14 protein-coding genes are annotated in these 19,001 nt (G+C 62.5%); 10 read left to right on the forward strand and 4 right to left on the reverse strand.

Going from position 1 to position 19,001, the window contains the following annotated elements; all coding sequences use genetic code 11:
* Positions 1–56 precede the first annotated feature (56 nt).
* Positions 57–875 carry an AAA family ATPase gene (locus KP001_RS16535; protein WP_217286676.1) on the forward strand — a complete coding sequence of 273 codons (819 nt, stop codon included), beginning with the start codon at positions 57–59 and terminating at the stop codon, positions 873–875.
* Between the two features lie 161 nt (positions 876–1,036).
* Positions 1,037–2,989, forward strand: coding sequence for a TraB/GumN family protein (locus KP001_RS16540; protein WP_217286677.1), 1,953 nt, complete (start codon positions 1,037–1,039; stop codon positions 2,987–2,989).
* 279 nt (positions 2,990–3,268) lie between these two features.
* Here the strand turns inward: KP001_RS16540 and KP001_RS16545 are convergent, their stop codons facing one another.
* The 4 genes from KP001_RS16545 to KP001_RS16560 all read right to left on the reverse strand — a co-directional run bounded on the left by KP001_RS16545 (position 3,269) and on the right by KP001_RS16560 (position 9,618).
* On the reverse strand, positions 3,269–3,805 hold the full coding sequence (locus KP001_RS16545) for an endonuclease domain-containing protein (protein ID WP_302466948.1): 537 nt from the start codon (positions 3,803–3,805) through the stop codon (positions 3,269–3,271).
* A complete protein-coding gene (gene selB, locus KP001_RS16550) occupies positions 3,802–5,712 on the reverse strand; it encodes a selenocysteine-specific translation elongation factor (RefSeq protein ID WP_217286679.1) in 1,911 nt (636 codons plus the stop codon). The genes KP001_RS16545 and selB overlap by 4 nt, the downstream gene beginning before the upstream one ends.
* A gap of 238 nt (positions 5,713–5,950) precedes the next feature.
* Positions 5,951–7,756 carry an ABC transporter ATP-binding protein gene (locus KP001_RS16555; RefSeq protein WP_217286680.1) on the reverse strand — a complete coding sequence of 602 codons (1,806 nt, stop codon included), beginning with the start codon at positions 7,754–7,756 and terminating at the stop codon, positions 5,951–5,953.
* 152 nt (positions 7,757–7,908) lie between these two features.
* Positions 7,909–9,618: an ABC transporter ATP-binding protein gene (locus tag KP001_RS16560; protein ID WP_217289637.1), complete on the reverse strand. Its 1,710-nt coding sequence runs from the start codon at positions 9,616–9,618 to the stop codon at positions 7,909–7,911.
* 581 nt (positions 9,619–10,199) lie between these two features.
* Between KP001_RS16560 and KP001_RS16565 the strand changes: the two genes are divergently transcribed.
* From KP001_RS16565 to KP001_RS16600, 8 genes are all read left to right on the forward strand, one after another.
* Positions 10,200–10,784, forward strand: a complete 585-nt coding sequence (locus KP001_RS16565; protein ID WP_217286681.1) for a 4Fe-4S dicluster domain-containing protein — start codon at positions 10,200–10,202, stop codon at positions 10,782–10,784.
* On the forward strand, positions 10,781–11,734 hold the full coding sequence (locus tag KP001_RS16570; protein WP_217286682.1) for a CoB--CoM heterodisulfide reductase iron-sulfur subunit B family protein: 954 nt from the start codon (positions 10,781–10,783) through the stop codon (positions 11,732–11,734). The genes KP001_RS16565 and KP001_RS16570 overlap by 4 nt, the downstream gene beginning before the upstream one ends.
* 33 nt (positions 11,735–11,767) lie before the next feature.
* Positions 11,768–13,765 carry a CoB--CoM heterodisulfide reductase iron-sulfur subunit A family protein gene (locus KP001_RS16575; protein ID WP_217286683.1) on the forward strand — a complete coding sequence of 666 codons (1,998 nt, stop codon included), beginning with the start codon at positions 11,768–11,770 and terminating at the stop codon, positions 13,763–13,765.
* Between the two features lie 167 nt (positions 13,766–13,932).
* Positions 13,933–14,466 (forward strand): hydrogenase iron-sulfur subunit, encoded by a 534-nt coding sequence (locus KP001_RS16580; RefSeq protein ID WP_217286684.1) that lies wholly within the window; start codon positions 13,933–13,935, stop codon positions 14,464–14,466.
* 149 nt (positions 14,467–14,615) lie between these two features.
* Positions 14,616–15,560, forward strand: a complete 945-nt coding sequence (locus KP001_RS16585) for a ferredoxin family protein (protein ID WP_217286685.1) — start codon at positions 14,616–14,618, stop codon at positions 15,558–15,560.
* Positions 15,561–15,796: 236 nt separating this feature from the next.
* The gene (locus KP001_RS16590) at positions 15,797–16,807 is read left to right on the forward strand and encodes a 4Fe-4S dicluster domain-containing protein (RefSeq protein WP_217286686.1); all 1,011 of its coding nucleotides are present in this window, start codon (positions 15,797–15,799) and stop codon (positions 16,805–16,807) included.
* Positions 16,808–16,937: 130 nt separating this feature from the next.
* A complete protein-coding gene (locus KP001_RS16595; RefSeq protein ID WP_217286687.1) occupies positions 16,938–17,780 on the forward strand; it encodes an FAD/NAD(P)-binding protein in 843 nt (280 codons plus the stop codon).
* A 279-nt stretch (positions 17,781–18,059) separates the two neighbouring features.
* Positions 18,060–18,935, forward strand: coding sequence for a DMT family transporter (locus tag KP001_RS16600; protein WP_217286688.1), 876 nt, complete (start codon positions 18,060–18,062; stop codon positions 18,933–18,935).
* Positions 18,936–19,001 lie beyond the last annotated feature (66 nt).

Consider the following 19,001-nt stretch of genomic DNA (forward strand, 5'->3'; position numbering starts at 1 on the left):
AGATGTCCTCAGATTTTCTCCGTGGCCAATGGTTTTTGGCTTTTCTTGGAGTTTTTATGGACCGGATCACGATTGACGGCATCAACTTGACCCTCGCCAACCCCATCGAACTGCCGCTGCTCTGGGTGGGAGACGAGGAACTGCTCCGGCAGCTTCTCGCTGCCTGGATGGTGATCGACGAGCGGGACATCCCCTTCAACCCACGCCTGATCGGCAAGCCCGGTGTCGGCAAGACGACCCTCGCCTACGCCGCCGCTAAACGGCTGGGCCGAAAGGTCTACCTGTTCCAGGCCACCATGGACACCCGCCCCGAGGACCTGATCGTGACGCCGGTGATCGGACCGGAAGGAACCATCCAGTATGCAGCATCCTCGCTGGTCTCAGCCATGATCTCGGGAGGCGTGCTGATCCTGGACGAAGGAAACCGGATGAGCGAGAAGGCGTGGGCATCGCTCGCGCCGCTTCTCGACGACCGCCGCTATGTCGAATCCATCATTACCGGCCTCAGGATCTCAGCTCACCCGGACTTCCGCATCGTTGTCACCATGAACGAGGATTCCTCCACCTTCGAGGTGCCGGAATACATCCATTCCCGCCTGCAGCCCCAGCTCTTCATCGATTTCCCCGAGGCGGACGAGGAACTGGCGATACTGAAGGAGAATCTTCCCTTTGCCGGCAGTTCCATCCTCAACTATGTCGTGCAATTCCTGCAGCGGGGCCATGCCGCGGACGAGCCCTACTCCGTTCGCGACGGCATCAACATCGCCCGCTACGCGCTGAAGATGATGGCGGCCACCGAGAAGGATCCGCGCGAGCTACTGCCGCTCGCGGTCGAGCGGATCTTGGGGGAAGAGGCACTCCGTTACCTGAAGTAAGCCTTCGCTCTTTACCCTCGCCCCCCGGGAGAGGGTGGCCGCAGGCCGGGTGAGGGCGACGCCACAATGGACCACGCTGCCGCATGCCCTCACCCCTGCCCCTCTCCCGCAGGGCGAGGGGGATGAACTGCGGCCTAAAATCAGCTCCACACCTTTTACTTATGTCCGACCACCTCTACCTGGAACGATTCGGCAACGTCCACGCCCTCCCCATCCTGCACTACCGGATGGAGTTCGCACACCTGGTGCGGGAGGCGTTCGAGACGGTGCAGCCGGACTGCATCGCGCTGGAGCTCCCGCAAACGCTGGAGCAGCAGTTCCTGCGCGGCGTGCGGCGCCTGCCCGAAATCTCGGTACTCGCCTACCACGTCGCCGCCCAGTCCGCGTTCCTCATCATCGAGCCGGCCGATCCCCTGATCGAGGGGGCACGGCTCGCCCTGGAAAACGAGGTCCCGCTGCACCTGATCGATATCGACCTCGATTCCTACCCTTCACACCCGGAACAACTTCCTGATTCCTACTCGGTGCAGCGCATCGGACTGGAGCCGTTCTACCGCGAAGTCGCCAAGCTGTACCGGGAGATCCCGCCCGGCGAGGAGGATCTGCGACGTGAACGCGGCATGGCCTACCGCTTGCGGCAGCTTTCCGCACAGCACGAGCGCGTCCTCTTCATCTGCGGCATGTCGCACCTGGAGCGGATCCGGCAGGATTTCGACGCACCGCAGGCCCAGCCCCTCACCCGCACCCGCCGAGAGGGAATCACCATCTTCAACCTGCATCCGGAATGCTGCCACGAGGTTCTGGCCGAGTATCCCTTCCTCTCCGCCCTCTACGAGACCCGGCGCTCTCCCCTTCCTCCCGAGCCCGCGCCGGGCGGCCCCTCGCTGCGAAAGAGCTTCAACGCCTTCGAGCTGATCTTGGGTGGCAAGCAGAGCATCCCCGAGGAGGAGGCGCTGGCGGAATCGGTGCAGAGAAGCGCGCACCGCATAGGGGCGGAAGGGGAACTGCCGGACCGGCAGAAGATCATGCTGCGGCTGTTTTTGGAAGCGGCCCGCCACTACCGGCAGGAGACCGGCGACAAGGTGCACTTCTGGCAGAAGCGGGCCTTCTTCCGCTTTGCCCGCAACTACGCGCTTTTATCGCGCATGCTGCTCCCCGATCTGTTCCAGATGCTCGCGGCGGCTCGTGGCTGCCTGGACGACAACTTCGCCTACGCCTTCTTCCGCCTGGCTGCCCACTACCCGTGGCAGCGCGAGGCAAGCGACCTGCCGACCCTGAGGCTTTCCGCAGCCGAACTCTGGTCCGGCACCAAGAGGATTCGTTTTCGCCCGCGTGAACAGGTGCGTGCCAAGGGGCTCTCGCGGCTCAAGATGATGAACAGGAAGAAGGAGAAGCGCCCCGGGGACTGGCTGGAGGGATTCGACGACCCGTACATCTGTTCCTTTCCGCCAGAGGATCTCAACATCGAGGAGTACGGCCGCAACTTGAAGAGGATCGGAGCCCGGCAGTTGAGTGAGGAGGCGAGCAAATCCGAGCCGTTCTCCTCGTCGCTCCTGGACGGGATCGACATGCGCGAGACGCTGCGCAACCTGCACGAAGGGAAGATTTACGTCCGGGAGAACAAGCGGCTGAAGAGCGGCGTGGGGTGCGTGGTGGTGATCCTCGACGAGGACAAGGAGGGGACGAAATTCCCGTACTGCATGACGTGGCTGGGGGAGCACGCCCAGGAGTCCGACATGGCCTTTTACGCCACCCCGCCTACCGACAACATCGTCGGTCCGGGCATCTCGCGCTGCGAGTACGGTGGCTTCCTGCTGAGCTACCCGCCGCGCCGAATGGTGGATGTCTGGCACGACCCGGATTACCGGTACGCGCTTGGAAAGGGAGAGCACCTTTTGATGGCGGCGCTCGATTATTCCCTGGAGAAGGACGTGGTGTACGCCGCGGCGAAGCCCCCCAGAAGTTTCATGAAGCAGCACGCGGCGCGGCTGGGGAAGAGGATCATCTACCTCCCGCTCGGAAGTCTTTCCCCCGTGGCCCTCAAGAAGCTCCGGGCCTTCCACATCCTCTACGGGCGGGACAAGCGGGATATTGCCAAGGATTATATTTGGTAGAAGCCTTGCGATACGGTGGAAGTCTTCCCCCTCCCCTACCCTCCCCCTCCGGGGGAGGGAGGTGTGGACACCTTGCCTCTAAAGGCAGAAAGCTGCTACCAATGTAGCTGCCCTCCGGCCTGCAATCCCCCCGAACATACCGAATGTCCCCTCCCCCGGAGGGGGGGGGAGGTATGGACACCTTCCCTCTAAAGGCAGAAAGCTGCTACCAATGTAGCTGCCCTCCGGTCTGCAATCCCCCCGAACATACTGAATGTCCCCTCCCCCGGAGGGGGAGGGCTAGGGAGGGGGAAGGTTATCGTTTCTGCCATAATGGACTCCCGCTCTCTGTTGCAACACCTCGTAGATTCTTTCCAGCACCCCTTCCAGGTTGGCAAAGACCTCATGGTTCCACACCCTTAAAACACAAACGCCCTGCGTCTCAAGAAAGTCGCTCCTTCCTCGATCGCGCAGGGCGTTCTTTGTTTGGTTGTGCTGCCCACCGTCCAGTTCCACGGCGAGTCTTGCCTCTGGACAATAGAAATCCAGAACGTACTTCTCAATAGGGTGCTGCCGCCGGAACCGGAATCCGCTCAACTGTTTCCGCCGCAGACAATACCAGAGCAGCTGCTCCGCGTCGGTCATGTGCTGACGTAGCGCGCGAGCGGCCTGAAGTAGTTCGGCAGGAAGCGGAGTTGGGCGAAAAAAGATTTCTCGTCTGCGTCCATGGCTTTCCCCCTCCCCAACCCTCCCCCTCCGGGGGAGGGAGCTGAGGCAAAGCACACAGAAGCATAACCAAGATGTGACTGGCGGCAACAGACAAAGGAGAGGGGTCATCCCTTCCTCAACACCCTCTTGTCGCCCATACGGATGGTGAGCTTCTCCTGGTCGAAGTACTCCAGCAGCGGGATCATGAACTTCCTGGACAGACCGGTGAGGTCACGGAACTCCGGCGGGGTGATCTCCCCCTTCTCCTTCAGGTGAGCTACCAGCTTGTCACGCAGCTCGTTGACGGCACCGGGGGCGTAGAAGATGTCCCCCTTGATCTTGGCCACCCTCCCCTCGCGGAACATCATGTTGGCGTGGTCGAGCACCTGCTTTTCGGTGGCACCAACAAGGTCGCAGAGCTCCTTCAGGGTGGGAGGCTCGAACCAGGCCCTGGTAAGCGCCTCCTCGAGGGCGCGCTGCACGCTCGCCTGGTCCTGGGTGACGCCAACCTTGCGGCCGGGGAGCTTCACCAGTTCGCGGTCGGAGAGCGCCAGCCCGTCCTTCTCCAGGCTCGCCAGCACCGGACCGAAAAAGCGCGAGTCGCTGCGCCTGGGGATCCGGGACTTCAATTCCTCCTTGCCGATACCTTCCTGCATCGGGTTTTCCTGGAGATACTCGTGCAATTCATCGGAAAGCTTCTGCTTAAGCTGCGCAAAGGCGTCCTTGCTGAGGAAGATGCGCGGCTCCTTCACCACCTGGAGCACCGCGCCGCTTGAGAGCAGGGGAGCCAGCGCAGTTTCGATCCTTTTGCCGGACATCCCGGAGCGGTTCACCATCTCCTGGATGGAGATGCCGGAGAGGAGCGACGACTCGACCAGCAACCGGATCCGCTCCTGGTCAACGCCGGACTCGGCGGCCTCCAAAAGGGCCAGCGCCTCCGCGGAACGGCGGCGGCGCCGCGGCGGCGCTGGGTCAAGAACGGTTCCGCCGCCCAGGGTCGCCTGGGGCGAGTAGGTTCGCAGCACGAAGGGGTCGCCCGGCAGCAAAAGTACCGGGTGGGCGAGACGGAGCTGCACGTAGGCACTTTCGCCGGGTTGAAGCGCGTCACGGTCAAAGAGGATGATCTTGGCCGGGACCTCGTAGGTGGCGGAATGGAGACGGATGCTGGCGCGATGCTTCAGCTCCTTCCCCATCGAGGCGAGGTAGTTGAGCCGCACGTCCACGGCGCTGGTCGGCTTGTAGAGCCCCTTGGGAACGACCACGTCGCCGCGCTGCACGTCGGTGTGGTCCACCCCCTGAAGGTTGACCGCGAGCCTTTCACCCGCCCCACCCTTCTCGACCTTGGAACCGAAAGACTGCACGCCGCGCACGCGGCAGGCGATGCCGGTGGGAAGGATCTCGACCTCGTCCCCCACGGTGACGGCGCCGGAGAGGAGCGTGCCGGTGACGACGGTGCCGAACCCGGTGACGGTGAAGACGCGGTCCACCGGAAGACGGAAGGGGGAATCGACCCGTTTCTGTTCGATCTCCTTCGCCATCCTGGCGAGCTCCGCCTTCAGGTTTTCGATACCGTCGCCGGTGCGGGAGGAAACACTGACGATGGGCGCGCCGGCGAGGAAGCTTTCCGCGAGGTAGTCGCGCACCTCCTCGGTTACCAGGTCGAGCCAGTCCGGTTCCACCATGTCCTTCTTGGTCAGCACCACGATGCCCCGCTTGACCCCCAGCAACTGGCAGATCTCCAGGTGCTCGCGGGTCTGGGGCATGATCCCCTCGTCCGCGGCGATCACCAGGAGCACAAGGTCCATGCCGCCCACGCCCGCCACCATGGTGCGCACGAAGCGCTCGTGGCCGGGGACGTCGACGATGCCGAAACGGAGATCCCCCGGGAGTTCCAGGTGGGCGAAGCCGAGTTCGATGGTGATGCCGCGGGCCTTCTCCTCCTTGAGACGGTCGGTGTCCACGCCGGTCAACGCCTTCACCAGCGAGGTCTTGCCATGATCTATGTGTCCGGCGGTGCCGAGTATGAGATGCTTCATGGTGATGCTCCGTGAGAAAAGTGTTTCTTATATCTCAATTTTTGAATGAAAGGTCAATCATTGATGTATGGTCTTCACTGTAAGGGTGAATAAACATTCGCCCCCCTTGGCCGCACCATTGAACCTCTTGCCATCGACAGCGGCCGGGGCATCGGCGGCTGGGCGAATGATTATTCGCCCCTACGGAATCAATGCGAGGCGGGGAGGGCACCTAAGCGAGGGAGTGGACTCCCGTGTGCTAATCCTTGAATTGCAGCTGGTACAGCCGGTAGTAGACCCCCTGGGCGGCCATCAATTCCGCGTGGGTCCCTTCTTCGACCTTCTCGCCGCGGTGAATGACGACGATGCGGTCGGCATCGCGGATGGTGGAGAGCCGGTGGGCGACCACGAGCGTGGTGCGCCCCTGCATCAACCCTTCGAGCCCCTGCTGGATCAGCCGCTCGCTGGCCGTGTCGACGCTGGCGGTCGCCTCGTCCAACACCAGGATCTCCGGATCGAAGGCCACGGCGCGCGCGAAGGAGATCAGCTGACGTTCGCCGGCGGAGAAATTCACACCGCGCTCGCGCACCTCCTCCTCGTACCCCTTGGGAAGCTCCCGGATGAAACGATCGGCCCCGACCACCGCCGCTGCCTGCTCCACCCTCTTGAGCGCCTCGGGGTCTCCCAGGGAGATGTTGTAGGCGATGGTGCCGGAAAAGAGATAGGGATCCTGCAGCACCACGCCGATGCGCTTGCGCAGGGCCGGAAGCGGCAGCTCCCGGATGTCGGTGCCGTCGATGGTGATGGAGCCGCGCTCCACGTCGTAGAGCCGGGACAGGAGCCTGGTCACCGTGGTCTTGCCCCCGCCGGTCTCCCCCACCAGGGCCACCTTCTCGCCGCGCTTCATCTGCAGGGAGAACCCTTTCAGGACGTAGTCCCGCTCCTTGTAGGCAAACCAGATATCGTTGAAGCAGATGCTTTGCAGCGCGTGCGCCGGAGCGCCCTGGCAAGGAGGAGTCGTCCCCGTTGCCTTTTCCGGGACCGGCAGCGAGGCGGGTTCACGGTCCTCGTTGTCCAGCAGCGCGAAGATCCGTTCGAGGGACGCCATGGCCCCCTGCATGATGGAATATTTGGCCGAGAGATCGCGGATCGGCGAGAAGAACTTCTCTATATACTGGATGAAGGCCACCAGCGAGCCGAAGGAGAGGGTCCCCTTCACGATCTCGCCGCCGCCGTACCAGATGATCAGCGCAACCGCAACCGACGAGAGCGATTCAACCACCGCGTAGAGCGCGGCGTCCCAGGTTATCACCGGGAGGTTCGCCTCCACGTAGGAGGCGTTCAGGCGTCGAAACTCCTTCGCCTCGTCATGCTCCCGGTTGAAGAGCTGCACCACCGCCATGCCGCCGATGCTCTCGGCGAGGAAGGCTGAGAGGTTCGCCTGGCGCGCGCGCACCTGGCGGAAGGCGAGCCGCATCCACTTGCGGAAGGCGAAGGCGACCCATATCAGTACCGGCAGCACCGAGAAGGTGACCAGCGAGAGCCGCACGTTCATCCAGAGCATGATGCCGACGATCCCCGCAAGCACCAGGATATCCCCGACCACGGTCACGAGGCCCGCGGCGAACATCTCTCCCAGCACCTCGATATCGCTGGTGAGCCGGGAAACCAGGCTCCCTACCGGGGTCTGATCGAAGAAGCGGGTGGACAGGCGCTGGATGTGGCTGAAAAGCTTGACCCTGATGTCGTACATGACCCGCTGCCCCACCCACTGCAGCAAGTAGACCTGTCCGAACATGAGGATGGATTCGAGGAAGATGACGGCGAGGAAGGCCGCGGCAAGGGCGGGGAGTCCCGCCATGCGCCCCTTGACGATGTGCTCGTCGATGGCGACCTTGATGATCCAGGGCTGGGCCAGTTTGGACGCCGCGATTAGCGGGAGCATCAGGAGCGCCGTTATCAGCATGCGGCGGTAGGGGACGACATAGGCGACAAAGCGCCCCATCAGGCGTCTGTCGTACACCTTCCCTACCGTTTCCTCCTCGTATATCCCGCCGAAGTGCATGCTGCTCCCTTAAAAAATGAAAAGCCTGAAAACCTTTGTATTTAACGCAAAGGCGCAGAGACGCAAAGAAAAGCGTTTTGGAACTAACCGTTTCAGATGTTGGATTCTCTTAGCGCCTTTGCACCTTTGGGTTTAAAAAATGGCCTTTGCCTTTAAAGCCTCTCTATCTCCGCCTTAAGCTGTTCTTCCCTGTGGATGGCGGCGTAGCGGCCTCCCACCTCCAGGAGCTCCGCGTGGCTCCCCTGCTCGACGATGGCCCCCTGCTCCAGCACGATGATCCGGTCGCAGTTACGCAGCGGCGAGAGCCTGTGCGACACGATGAGCACGGTCCTTTTGCCGTAATAGCCGGAAAGCGCGGAGAGGATCTCCTCCTCGGTATCGGCGTCGACCGCGGAGAGGGGATCGTCCAGAATCAGTATGCTGGGCTCCTTGATGAGAGCCCGCGCTATCGAGACACGCTGCTTCTGCCCCCCGGACAGGGTCACCCCCCGCTCTCCCACCAGGGTGTCCAGCCCCTGCGGAAACCGGGTGAGGTCGCCGGAAAGGCCGGCGATCCGCGCCGCGCGCTCGATCTCCTCCCGGGTCGCGCCGGGTTTGCCGTAACCGATGTTTTCGGCGATGGTGCGGGAGAAGAGGAAGGTTTCCTGGGGGACGAAGCCCACCGCGTCCCTGATACGCTTGAGCGGCAGCAGGTTGACATCGATGCCGTCGACAAAGAGCGTCCCCTCAGCGACCGGGAAAAGCCGCGGGATCATGCGCACCAGGGTCGATTTGCCGCTCCCCACCACGCCGACGATGCCGATGCGTGCGCCTCTTGCGATCTTCAGGTCGATGCCGCGCAGCATCCCGGCGCCGCCGTAGCTGAAGCTGAAATTGCGGTACTCGATCTCCCCCTTGATCTCGCCGGGGTCGACGGGCCGCTCCGGCTCCGCCACCTCGGGGCGCGCGTTCAGGATCTCGCTCAGCCGCGTCATAGACGCGGCACCCCTCTGCACGAGGTTGAGGATCCAGCCAAACATGATGGTGGGCCAAACCAGCATGGCGAGATAGCCGTTGAAGGCGACGAACCCGCCCAAGGTGAGCTCCCCCCGGATCACCAGGTTTCCGCCGACAAAAAGGATCACGAGAGTGCCGATCGCTCCGGTCGCAGCCATCACCGGCAGCATCATCCCCCGGATCTTCGCCATGGCCATACTGGCATCGCTGTAGCTGTCGCACACGGCGCCGAAACTCTTGATCTCCCCATCCTCGCGGCAGTACGCGCGCACCACAGCGGCGGCGGAGACGTTCTCCTCGACCCGGGTGGTGAGGTGGGCCAGGGCTTCCTGCGTCCTCTTGGAGACGCGGAACATGGAGGCGCTCATCCGCTTCACGATCAGGATCATGACCGGGAACGGGAGTACGGCGCATACGGTGAGAAACGGGGAGATCCGGGTTAACAGGATGAGGGAGGCGGTGTAGATCACCACGGTGTTCAACAGGCTCAGGACGCCGAAACCGAGCAGCATCCGTACGTTGGTGAGATCGTTGGCGAGGCGGGACAGGATGTCGCCGGTGCGCCAGTTGGAGAAGTAGGTCCGATCCAGGGTGAGCAGGTTGGCGTAGAGGTCTTCGCGCAGCTCGTATTCGATGCGGCGGCCGGCGTTTAAGAGCGTGGTGCGCGAAAAGACGCGGATGATCCCCTGCGCCACGGCGGCCGCGGCGATCATCGCGCCGTACTGCGCCGGCGTGTAGCCGGCCCTGGCGGGAGCCTGCAGCGCCTCGATGGCCAGCTTGAGGAGCCACGGGATCGCAAGTCCGCATACGTTGGTCCCTACCAGCAGCAGGGCCCCTAACAGGTAAGCCCCCCGGCGATTGCGCATGTAGCGGTATAGTCTTGTCAATTCGCCGATAGCTCACCTCACCTGGATAACGCCCCGACAGTATTATTACATTTACTTTTTTCTGTCAAAGTATTTGCCGATTCCAATGATTTGCGTGCCGTGTTTTAAAAAAACGTAAACAAACGGTTTTGACCCTGTCAAACGCGTGTGCAGCCAGGATTTCCACGCATCTGAATTTTCTAACCATTTGTCGCGCTACTTCAAGCACTTCCGGACAGTATGGTAACAACCTCCTTGTTGTTCTAAAATTTCACTTTTTACCCCCGGATTTTCACTCAAAACGCCAGCCACGGAACTCGTTCAGCGTGTAATTTTCACAAAAGCCCTTCTTTTTCAGACAGTTCCGACTCAAACAAATGCTTGCTTTTTTGTTTTAAAATGGCGTATAGTCCATTCCAAATTTTTGTATGACAGAAATTTCTACCGTTTTAAAACAGCGTTCTCGCAAAACATGAATCACAGCCACAAAGCACTTGCCCTCAGGCTTTTGTTGGGCGTATGATTTCGAGCTGTTTATTAACAAAATGGTCCCCGACCATGAATCAGTCACGAGGTCCGCAGTGAAAAACAAGTTGATGCACCTCTCCAACGAGACCATGAACATCGGGTTCGTGAAGAAGGTGGAGGCACTCTCCGGCAGTTCGGTGCGGCGCTGCTTCCAGTGCGGCAAATGCTCCGCCGGCTGCCCCATGTCCGCGTTCATGGAACACCCCCCGAACCGGGTGGTGCGCCTGCTTCAGCTTGGGCAGGGACAGCGCATCCTGGCGGGGCGCTCCATCTGGTACTGCGCCTCCTGCGAGACCTGCACCACCCGCTGCCCCAACAAGGTCGATCTCGCCGCCATCATGGACGCGCTGAGAAAGCTCTCCTGGGACGCCGACGGCCCCTCCAAGGAAAGCTACGTCCAGCTCGCGAACCGCCTCTTCATCGAGAACATCCGCACTTACGGCCGCCAGTACGAGCTGCGCCTCGGTGCGGCCTTCAACATGAAGAGCGGGCAGTTCCTCAAAGACCTCATGCTGGGACCAAAGCTGATCTCCAAGGGGAAGCTGAAGATGTTCCACTCCAAGAACAAGAACATCGCCGACATCGAAGGGATCTTCAAGAGGATCGAGGAGATGCGCAAGAAAGGGGAGGCGCTGTGACACCTGGCAAGAAACGTCTTAGTTATTCCTATTACCCGGGCTGCTCGCTGCACGCCTCCGGGCGCGAATACGATATCTCCACGCGGGCCCTGTTCAAGGCGCTCAACGTGGGGCTGAAGGAAGTGCCGGACTGGTTCTGCTGCGGCGCGACCCCGGCCCACAACGTGGACGAGCTGTTGTCGCTTTCGCTCTGCGCCAAGAACCTCTCCCTGGCGGAAGAGGTCGAGGGGGACCTGGCGGTCGCCTGCGCCGCCTGCTTTTCCCGCCTCAAGACCACCCAGCACCACCTGAAAGAGGACGACAACAAGAGAAAGCAGGTGGAGGTGGCCATCGACGGCGCCGCTGCGCTGAACAAGCCGGTCAAGCACATCCTGGAGATCCTCGCCCGCGAGTACGGTCTGGCCAAGCTCGAGGAGAGCGTCAAGAAGCCGCTTGTCGGGCTCAAGGTTGCCGCCTACTACGGCTGTCTGCTGACCCGCCCGCCGGAGGTGCCGGAACTGGACGATTGCGAAGACCCGAGCATCATGGAGGACGTCCTGCGCGCGCTGGGGGCCGAGCCGGTCAAGTGGAGCCACCGCATGGAGTGCTGCGGCGCGAACTTCACCCTGTCCCGCCCGGGTGTGGTGCTCAAACTCTCCAACGCCATCCTGGAGAGTGCGCGCATCGCCGGCGCGGACTGCATCATGGTCGCCTGCCCCTTGTGCCACGGCAACCTGGATATCCGCCAGAAGGAGATCAAGGAAGCCTACGGCGCCCCCGACTCCACCCTGTTCGGGAACATCTTCGGTTCCGAGCTGCACGGCGGGAGCGCCCCCGACCAGCGCGACGTCCCCATCTTCTACGTCACCCAGCTCGCGGCCCTCGCCATGGGGGTAGCCTCGCAGAGCCTCGGTTTCGAGAGTGTCATCACCGACCCGAAGCCGCTTTTGAGAGATAAACAGCTGCTCTAGCCCGCGGGCCGCAGCAATTGGATTGAGGAGCTTATGTCCAGAATCGGCGTTTTTGTGTGCCACTGCGGTGAGAACATCTCCCGCACCGTGGATGTGGAGCAGGTGGCGAAGGCCGCAGGGGAGATCCCCGGCGTCGCCTACTCCTGCGATTACAAGTACATGTGCTCGGACCCGGGCCAGACCCTGTTGAAGAAGGCGGTCGCCGAGCACAAGCTGGACGGCGTGCTGGTGGCGGCCTGCAGCCCTCGCATGCACGAAAAGACCTTCCGCAAGGCGGCCGAGGCGGCAGGGCTGAACCCGTACCTGTGCGAGATGGCCAACATCCGCGAGCACTGTTCCTGGGTCCACGAGGACCGGGAGATGGCGACGGCCAAGGCCAAGGACATCGTGAAGCTCATGGTGGAAAGGGTCCGGAAGGGGAAGTCGCTGGCCCCGATCACCGTACCGGTGACCAAGCGCGCGCTGGTGATCGGCGGCGGCATCGCCGGGATCCAGGCGGCGCTGGACATCGCCGACGCCGGCCACAAGGTGGTGCTGGTGGAGCGCGAGCCTTCCATCGGCGGGCACATGGCCCAGCTCTCCGAGACCTTCCCGACGCTCGACTGTTCGCAGTGCATCATGACCCCCAAGATGGTCGACGTGGCGAACCACCCGGACATCACTCTCTACACATATTCGGAGATCGAGAAGGTCGACGGTTACATCGGCAACTTCCAGGTCACCGTGAAGCACAAGGCGCGCTCGGTTGACGAGTCCAAGTGCACCGGCTGCGGCATCTGCATGACCAAGTGCCCCAAGAAGAAGATCCCCAACGAGTTCGACCAGGGGCACGGCATGCGCCCCGCCATCTACGTCCCGTTCCCGCAGGCGGTCCCGAACACCCCGGTGATCGACCGCGAGAACTGCACCATGTTCCAAAGCGGCAAGTGCGGCGTCTGCGCCAAGGTCTGCGGACCTGGCGCCGTCGATTACGAGCAGCAGGACACCCTCACCGTCGAGGACGTGGGCGCCATCGTTGTCGCCACCGGCTTCAAGCTCTACACCATCGACCGCAAACCCGAAGGGAGCCCGATCCAGGGGTACGGTGAGTTCGGCTACGGCACCATTCCCGACATCATCGACGGCATGACCTTCGAGCGGCTCGCCTCCGCCTCGGGACCTACCGGCGGCAAGATCCTCAGGCCCTCGGACGGCAAGGAGCCCAAGCAGGTGGTCTTCATCCAGTGCGTCGGCTCGCGCGCCAGGGAGAAGGGGATTTCCTACTGCTCCAAGGTCTGCTGCATGTACACCGCGAAGCACACCATGCTCTACCATCACAAGGTGCACGACGGGCAGGCCTACGTCTTCTTCATGGACGCGAGGACCCCGGGGAAGGGGTACGACGAGTTCTGGCGCCGCGCCGTCGAGGAAGAGGAAGCGGTCTACATCAGGGGGATGGTGTCCCGCATGTACCAGCGCGGCGAAAAGATCGTGGTCATGGGGAGCGACATCCAGGTCGGCACCCAGGTCGAGATCGAGGCCGATCTCGTGGTGCTCGCGACCGCGGTGCAGCCCCAGGACGGCGCGGACCTCCTGGCCCAGAAGCTCGGCATCTCCTACGACAAGTACAACTTCTACTCCGAGGCCCACGCCAAGCTGAAGCCTGTCGAGTGCGCCACCGCCGGGATCTATCTCGCCGGCGCCTGCCAGGGGCCGAAGGACATCCCGGACACGGTGAGCCAGGCCTCCGCCGCGGCGGCCAAAGTGATGACGCTCTTCGCCAAGGACAAGCTGGAGCGCGACCCGGTGGTCGCCAAGGTGAACGAGAAGTACTGCGTCGGCTGTTTCGCCTGCAAGAAGGTCTGCGCCTACGGCGCCATCGAGGAGAAGGAGATCCGGGACCGCCAGGGGAACCTGGTGAAGAAGGTCGCCTACGTGAACCCGGGCGTCTGCGGCGGCTGCGGCACCTGCCAGGCCACCTGCCCGTCCAAGTCCATCGAGCTCGACGGCTACACCGACGAGCAGATCATGGCGATGATAGAGGCGCTTTAAACCTAAAAATCGTTACCACAGAGGACACGGAGGTACACAGAGGGCACAGAGGAAAACCGGAGACAGGGGGAAAATCAAAAACCTCGTTTTTGTTTTTCTCCGAGACCTCTGTGCTCCTCTGAGACCTCTGTGTTGAACTTCTGACTCAGGTTTTAAAAGGATTTTTCATGCACGGTGAGCACATCAAGCACGATTTCGAACCGAAGATAGTCGCCTTCGTCTGCACCTGGTGCACCTACGCGGGGGCGGACCTCGCGGGTACCAGCCGGATGCAGTACCCACCTAACGTCCGAGTGCTCAAGTTCCCCTGCACCGGGAGGATCGACCCGGTCTTCATCCTGCGCGCCTTCCAGAAAGGGGCGGACGGGGTGCTGGTCTCGGGGTGCCATCCGGGGGACTGCCACTACATGGCCGGCAACTTCCACGCCCGGCGTCGCTTCGCCGCCTTCCGCGCCCTGCTCGACTTCGTCGGGGTGGATCTGAACCGGCTCCAGTTCTCCTGGGTCTCGGCGGCCGAAGGGGGCAAGTGGGTCGACGTGGTGACCGAGCTGACCGAACGGGTGCGCACCATGGGGCCGATGCCCGAATTCAAGGAACTCGAGCACGAGGAGCAGTGGTCCACCTTCGCCGAGGCTACGGCGGACAAGTCCCAGGTGCTCAACACGCCGGAACTGAAAGAGGCGTACGACAGCATCGGGTAACTCCTCCTATCTGACGCTGTAGGGGCGAATGATTATTCGCCCCTACAATAGTCCTCTCCCCCGGAGGGGAGGGTTAGGGAGGGGGAAATTTCCGCTCCTAACCGACAAAACTTGCGCCCGGCACCTGCCGCGACGCCAACGGACCAGACATGAACGCTAAAGCAAACAAGAACCACGTGACCAGCATCGAACCGGCGTACTACCAGGCGGTCACCGAGGCCATCCGCAAGGAAGCGGTCAAGATCCTGAAGGACGAGACCGTCGTCGGCGTGGTCGGCTATCTCCCCGGCCGCCGCCAAGGAACCGCAAGCCCCGCGCTGGTCACCACGGTGGAAGAAGCCGAAAAGCTCATCTTCTCCCCTGCCTGCGTGAACAACCTCTCGGTCTATCTCACCAAGGCGAAGAAAGGGGTGCTGAAGCAGGGCAAAGTCGGCATCGTCGCCAAGGGATGCGACATGCGCGCGCTGGCCGGGCTGATGACGGAATCGCAGCTCCAGCGCGAGGACCTGTTCATCATCGGCGTGGTCTGCCCCGGCGTGTACGGCTTCGGCGTCGAGCGGACCGGGACCCTCACCGAGGCCAACATCGCCCGCAAGTGCCGCGAATGCACGGTGCACATGCCGGAAGGCGCCGACGTTGCCGCCGGAACCCACACCGAGCTCGCGGACCTGACGCCGGAGGAAGCTGAGGAGATGGCCCGCATCGAGGCGATGCCGCAGGCGGAGCGCTGGGCCTTCTGGAAGGAGCATTTCTCGCGCTGTATCCGTTGCATGGCCTGCCGCCAGGTCTGCCCCTTCTGCTACTGCGAGCAGTGCCTGTGCGACAAGAACCGGCCGCAGGCGGTGGAAAGTTCGCCCCGCCCCGCCGGCAACATGGCGTGGCACTTGGTGCGCGCCATGCACCTTGCCGGTCGCTGCGGCGGCTGCGCCGAGTGCGAGCGCGTCTGTCCGATGGACATCCCGCTGAACCTCCTGAACCGCCGCATGGCTAAGGAACTGAAAGAACTCTACGATTTCGAGGCGGGCCTCGCGCCGGTCGACAAGGGACCGCTGAACCAGTACAAGGAAGACGACGACCAGTCGTTCATAAAGTAGCGAGGTCCGCTGCCCTCTCCACCGAATATCTCCCTCCCCCTCCGGGAGAGGGCCGGGGTGAGGGCGATGCCAGCGGAGCCCAGTGGGACGCAGTAACAGCAGGAGCAGGGTGGGGCTCCTCCCCCCTCAGGGGGAGGGGCTTGGAATTCAGAGTAGCATCACATCAGTCAGCAGCGCCCTCACCCCTGCCCCTCTCCCGGAGGGAGAGGGGAGAAGGCCACTACAAAGAGACCTTTATGCCGCAGATCATTACGGAACAGAACCTTCGCAATCTGATCGACCTCCTGGTCAAGGAAGCCAAGCTCGTGGTGGGCCCGAAACTGTCCGGTTCGGTGGTTCTTTATGAACCCCTGACCGCCGGCTCGGACCTCACCCTCGACGCGCTGCCGCGCCGCTCCTCGAAGGAGTTGTTCTTCCCGATCTGCGAGGACATCCTCTCCTACAAGAGGGAAAACGGGTCCATGAAGGTGACCGACGTGGACCGCTCCCAGTTCCCCGAGGCCGTCCTGATCGGCGCTCCCCCCTGCGACGCCGGCTCCCCCGCCATCCTGGACGCGGTGATGTCCTGGGACTACAAGGACGAGTTCTACCTGGAGCGCCGCCGCAAGAGCACCATCGTCGGGATCGCCTGCACCAAGGGTGACGACGCCTGTTTCTGCCGCGCCGTCGGCCTCGCGCCGGACGCCGAGGCGGGAAGCGACCTGTTTCTCACCCCGCTCAAGGACGGCTCCTACGCCTGCAAGGCAGTCACCGAAAAGGGGGAGGCGCTGGTAGCTGCGCACCGGAATCTTTTTGCCGAGGGAGCGGGAGGCGATCCGGTTCCATTTGTGGATCAGGGCGTCGGCAAGCTCGATCTGGTCAAGATCAAGAAATGGCTGGAAGAGCACTTCGAGGATCCGCTCTGGGAGAAGATCGCCGACATCTGTGTCGGCTGCGGCGCCTGCGCCTTCATCTGTCCGGCCTGCCACTGCTTCGACATCAACGACGAGGGGAGCACGGACGACGGCGTCAGGCGCAAGCACTGGGACGCCTGCGGATTCGCCAAGTTCACCAACCACGCTTCCGGCCACAACCCGCGCGACGTGCAGAACAAGCGCTACAGAAACCGTATCATGCACAAGTTCAAGTACTACGACGGCAAGTTCGGCAAGACCCTTTGCACCGGCTGCGGCCGCTGCATCCGTGCCTGTCCGGTCGGCATCGACATCGCGGAAATCCTCGAGACCATCAACTCCAAGCAGGACTAACCTATCTCTCCCCCTCCCTTGACGGGAGGGGGTCGGGGGTGGGTGAAGATGCAACCGGCAACGCCGATGGCCGCTTCCCCCCACCCCGGCCCTCCCCGCAAGGGGGGAGGGGGCATGAGAGAAAAGACCTATGTGCAAATCTGAAAACATCTACCTCCCAAACCTTGCCACCATCGAGGCCATCGTCGACGAGACCCCGGACGTCAGGACCCTGCGTCTGGTCTTCCAGGACGAGCAGGTCCGGGAGAACTTCAGCTTCCGCGCCGGCCAGTTCGCCGAATACTCCTCCTTCGGCTTCGGCGAATCGACCTTCTGCATCGCCTCGGCGCCGACCCGCAAGGGTTACATCGAGTGCTGCTTCAGGAGCGTCGGCCGCGTGACCGAGTCGCTGAGAAGGCTTGAGGTCGGCGATACCGTCGGCGTGCGCGGCCCCTACGGCAACTCCTTCCCTATCGAGGATTTCTACGGCAAGAGCCTGGTCTTCATCGCCGGCGGCATCGCTTTGCCGCCGCTCAGGACCGTGATCTGGAACTGCCTGGACCTGCGCGACAAGTTCAAGGACATCACCATCGTCTACGGTGCCCGCTCCGAGGCCGACCTGGTCTATAAGCACGAGTTGAAGGAGTGGCAGGAGCGCGACGACGTGCGCCTGGTGAAATGCGTGGATCCCGGCGGCGCCGGCCCCGATTTCGACGGCAAAGTCGGCTTCGTCCCCACCGTGCTGGAGGAGGCGGCGCCCAGCGCCGAGAACACCATCGCCCTGGTCTGTGGGCCGCCCATCATGATCAAGTTCACCCTCCCGGTTCTCGAGCGCCTCGGTTTCACCGATGACAACATCTACACGACCCTCGAGAACAGGATGAAGTGCGGCGTCGGCAAATGCGGCCGCTGCAATGTCGGCAACGTCTACGTCTGCAAGGACGGCCCGGTGTTCACCGCCCGCCAGGTGAAGGCGATGTCGCAGGAGTTCTAGATCCATTCGGGCGAACGCCCTTTCGACCTCAACCAACTCCCCCTTCCCTGCCCTCCCCCTCCGGGGGAGGGTTTTGTTTTTTATCCCCTTTATCCCCTTTATCCCCTTTATCCCCTTCATCCCCTTCATCCCCTTCATCCCCTTTATCCCTGTTCAATTAGCTTGACCAACTCCGCAAAATGAGAGAGTCTTTCCGCTTTGGCGCCGCCCTCACCCACTCCCCCTCTCCCAAAGGGCGAGGGGGAGTGGACGAAATTTTTGCCGCAGCAGGTTCCGCCTATGCCGTACCTCCTCCTCACCCTGAGCGCACTGATCTGGTCCGGGAACTTCGTGATCAGCCGGGCGATGAACAACGTGATTCCCCCTGCAGGCTTCGTCTTCTGGCGCTGGGTGGTTGCGCTCATCGTGCTCCTCCCCGTGGTGCTGCCGCGGCTGCGCGAGCAGTGGCCCATCGTGCGGGCGAACCTGCCGCTCGTCGGGATCTCCGGTCTGTTCGGCGTCACCCTGTTCAACTTCCTGATTTACACGGCCATGCACTGGACCACCGCCATCAACGCCGCGCTGGTGAACTCCGCCATCCCCATCTTCATCATCATGTTCGCCCGCATCTTCTACGGACAGCGGGTCATGCTGCGCCAGCACGCCGGCATCGCCCTTTCCCTGGCCGGCGTGGCCGCCATCATCCTGCGCGGGGACCCGGCGCGCATCCTCACGCTCAGCTTCAACCGGGGCGACCTCCTGGTGCTTCTGGCCGCCATCGCCTGGGGACTCTATTCAGTCGCCATCAAGCGCTACCCGCAGGGGCTCAATCCCTTCGTGTTCCTGTTTTCCATGACGGTGTGCGGCCTGGTGCTGCTCATCCCCTTCTACGGGTACGAGATCTCCCAGGGGCACCTGATGACCTGGAACCTTCCGACCATCCTCAGCGTCCTGTACGTCGGCATCCTCGCCTCCGTGGTTGCTTTCACGGCCTGGAACCATGGTCTGCGAAAGGTCGGGCCGCACGTGGGGGGGCAGTTCGTGCACCTGATGCCCGCCTTCAGCACTATCATGGCGGTAGCCTTCCTGGGCGAGCGGCTGCAATCCTTCCACGTGGTGGGGATCGTGCTCATCTTCGCCGGCATCATCTGCGCCACCTATAAAGTAAGGGCGTAATGAGAGCATCCCCCCCTCCCCTACCCTCCCCCTCCGGGGGCGGGAGCTGTCGTGCCTCAGGCCAAC

The organism is Geomonas subterranea, assembly GCF_019063845.1.
In the GTDB taxonomy this organism is placed as follows: domain Bacteria; phylum Desulfobacterota; class Desulfuromonadia; order Geobacterales; family Geobacteraceae; genus Geomonas; species Geomonas subterranea.

Bases quoted from the DNA above. Each gene is read 5' to 3' on its own strand.
- KP001_RS16535 (WP_217286676.1), top strand. From the start codon at position 57: ATGGACCGGATCACGATTGACGGCATCAACTTGACCCTCGCCAACCCC.
- KP001_RS16540 (WP_217286677.1), top strand. From the start codon at position 1,037: ATGTCCGACCACCTCTACCTGGAACGATTCGGCAACGTCCACGCCCTC.
- KP001_RS16545 (WP_302466948.1), bottom strand. From the start codon at position 3,805: ATGACCCCTCTCCTTTGTCTGTTGCCGCCAGTCACATCTTGGTTATGC.
- selB (WP_217286679.1), bottom strand. From the start codon at position 5,712: ATGAAGCATCTCATACTCGGCACCGCCGGACACATAGATCATGGCAAG.
- KP001_RS16555 (WP_217286680.1), bottom strand. From the start codon at position 7,756: ATGCACTTCGGCGGGATATACGAGGAGGAAACGGTAGGGAAGGTGTAC.
- KP001_RS16560 (WP_217289637.1), bottom strand. From the start codon at position 9,618: ATGCGCAATCGCCGGGGGGCTTACCTGTTAGGGGCCCTGCTGCTGGTA.
- KP001_RS16575 (WP_217286683.1), top strand. From the start codon at position 11,768: ATGTCCAGAATCGGCGTTTTTGTGTGCCACTGCGGTGAGAACATCTCC.
- KP001_RS16580 (WP_217286684.1), top strand. From the start codon at position 13,933: ATGCACGGTGAGCACATCAAGCACGATTTCGAACCGAAGATAGTCGCC.
- KP001_RS16585 (WP_217286685.1), top strand. From the start codon at position 14,616: ATGAACGCTAAAGCAAACAAGAACCACGTGACCAGCATCGAACCGGCG.
- KP001_RS16590 (WP_217286686.1), top strand. From the start codon at position 15,797: ATGCCGCAGATCATTACGGAACAGAACCTTCGCAATCTGATCGACCTC.
- KP001_RS16595 (WP_217286687.1), top strand. From the start codon at position 16,938: ATGTGCAAATCTGAAAACATCTACCTCCCAAACCTTGCCACCATCGAG.
- KP001_RS16600 (WP_217286688.1), top strand. From the start codon at position 18,060: ATGCCGTACCTCCTCCTCACCCTGAGCGCACTGATCTGGTCCGGGAAC.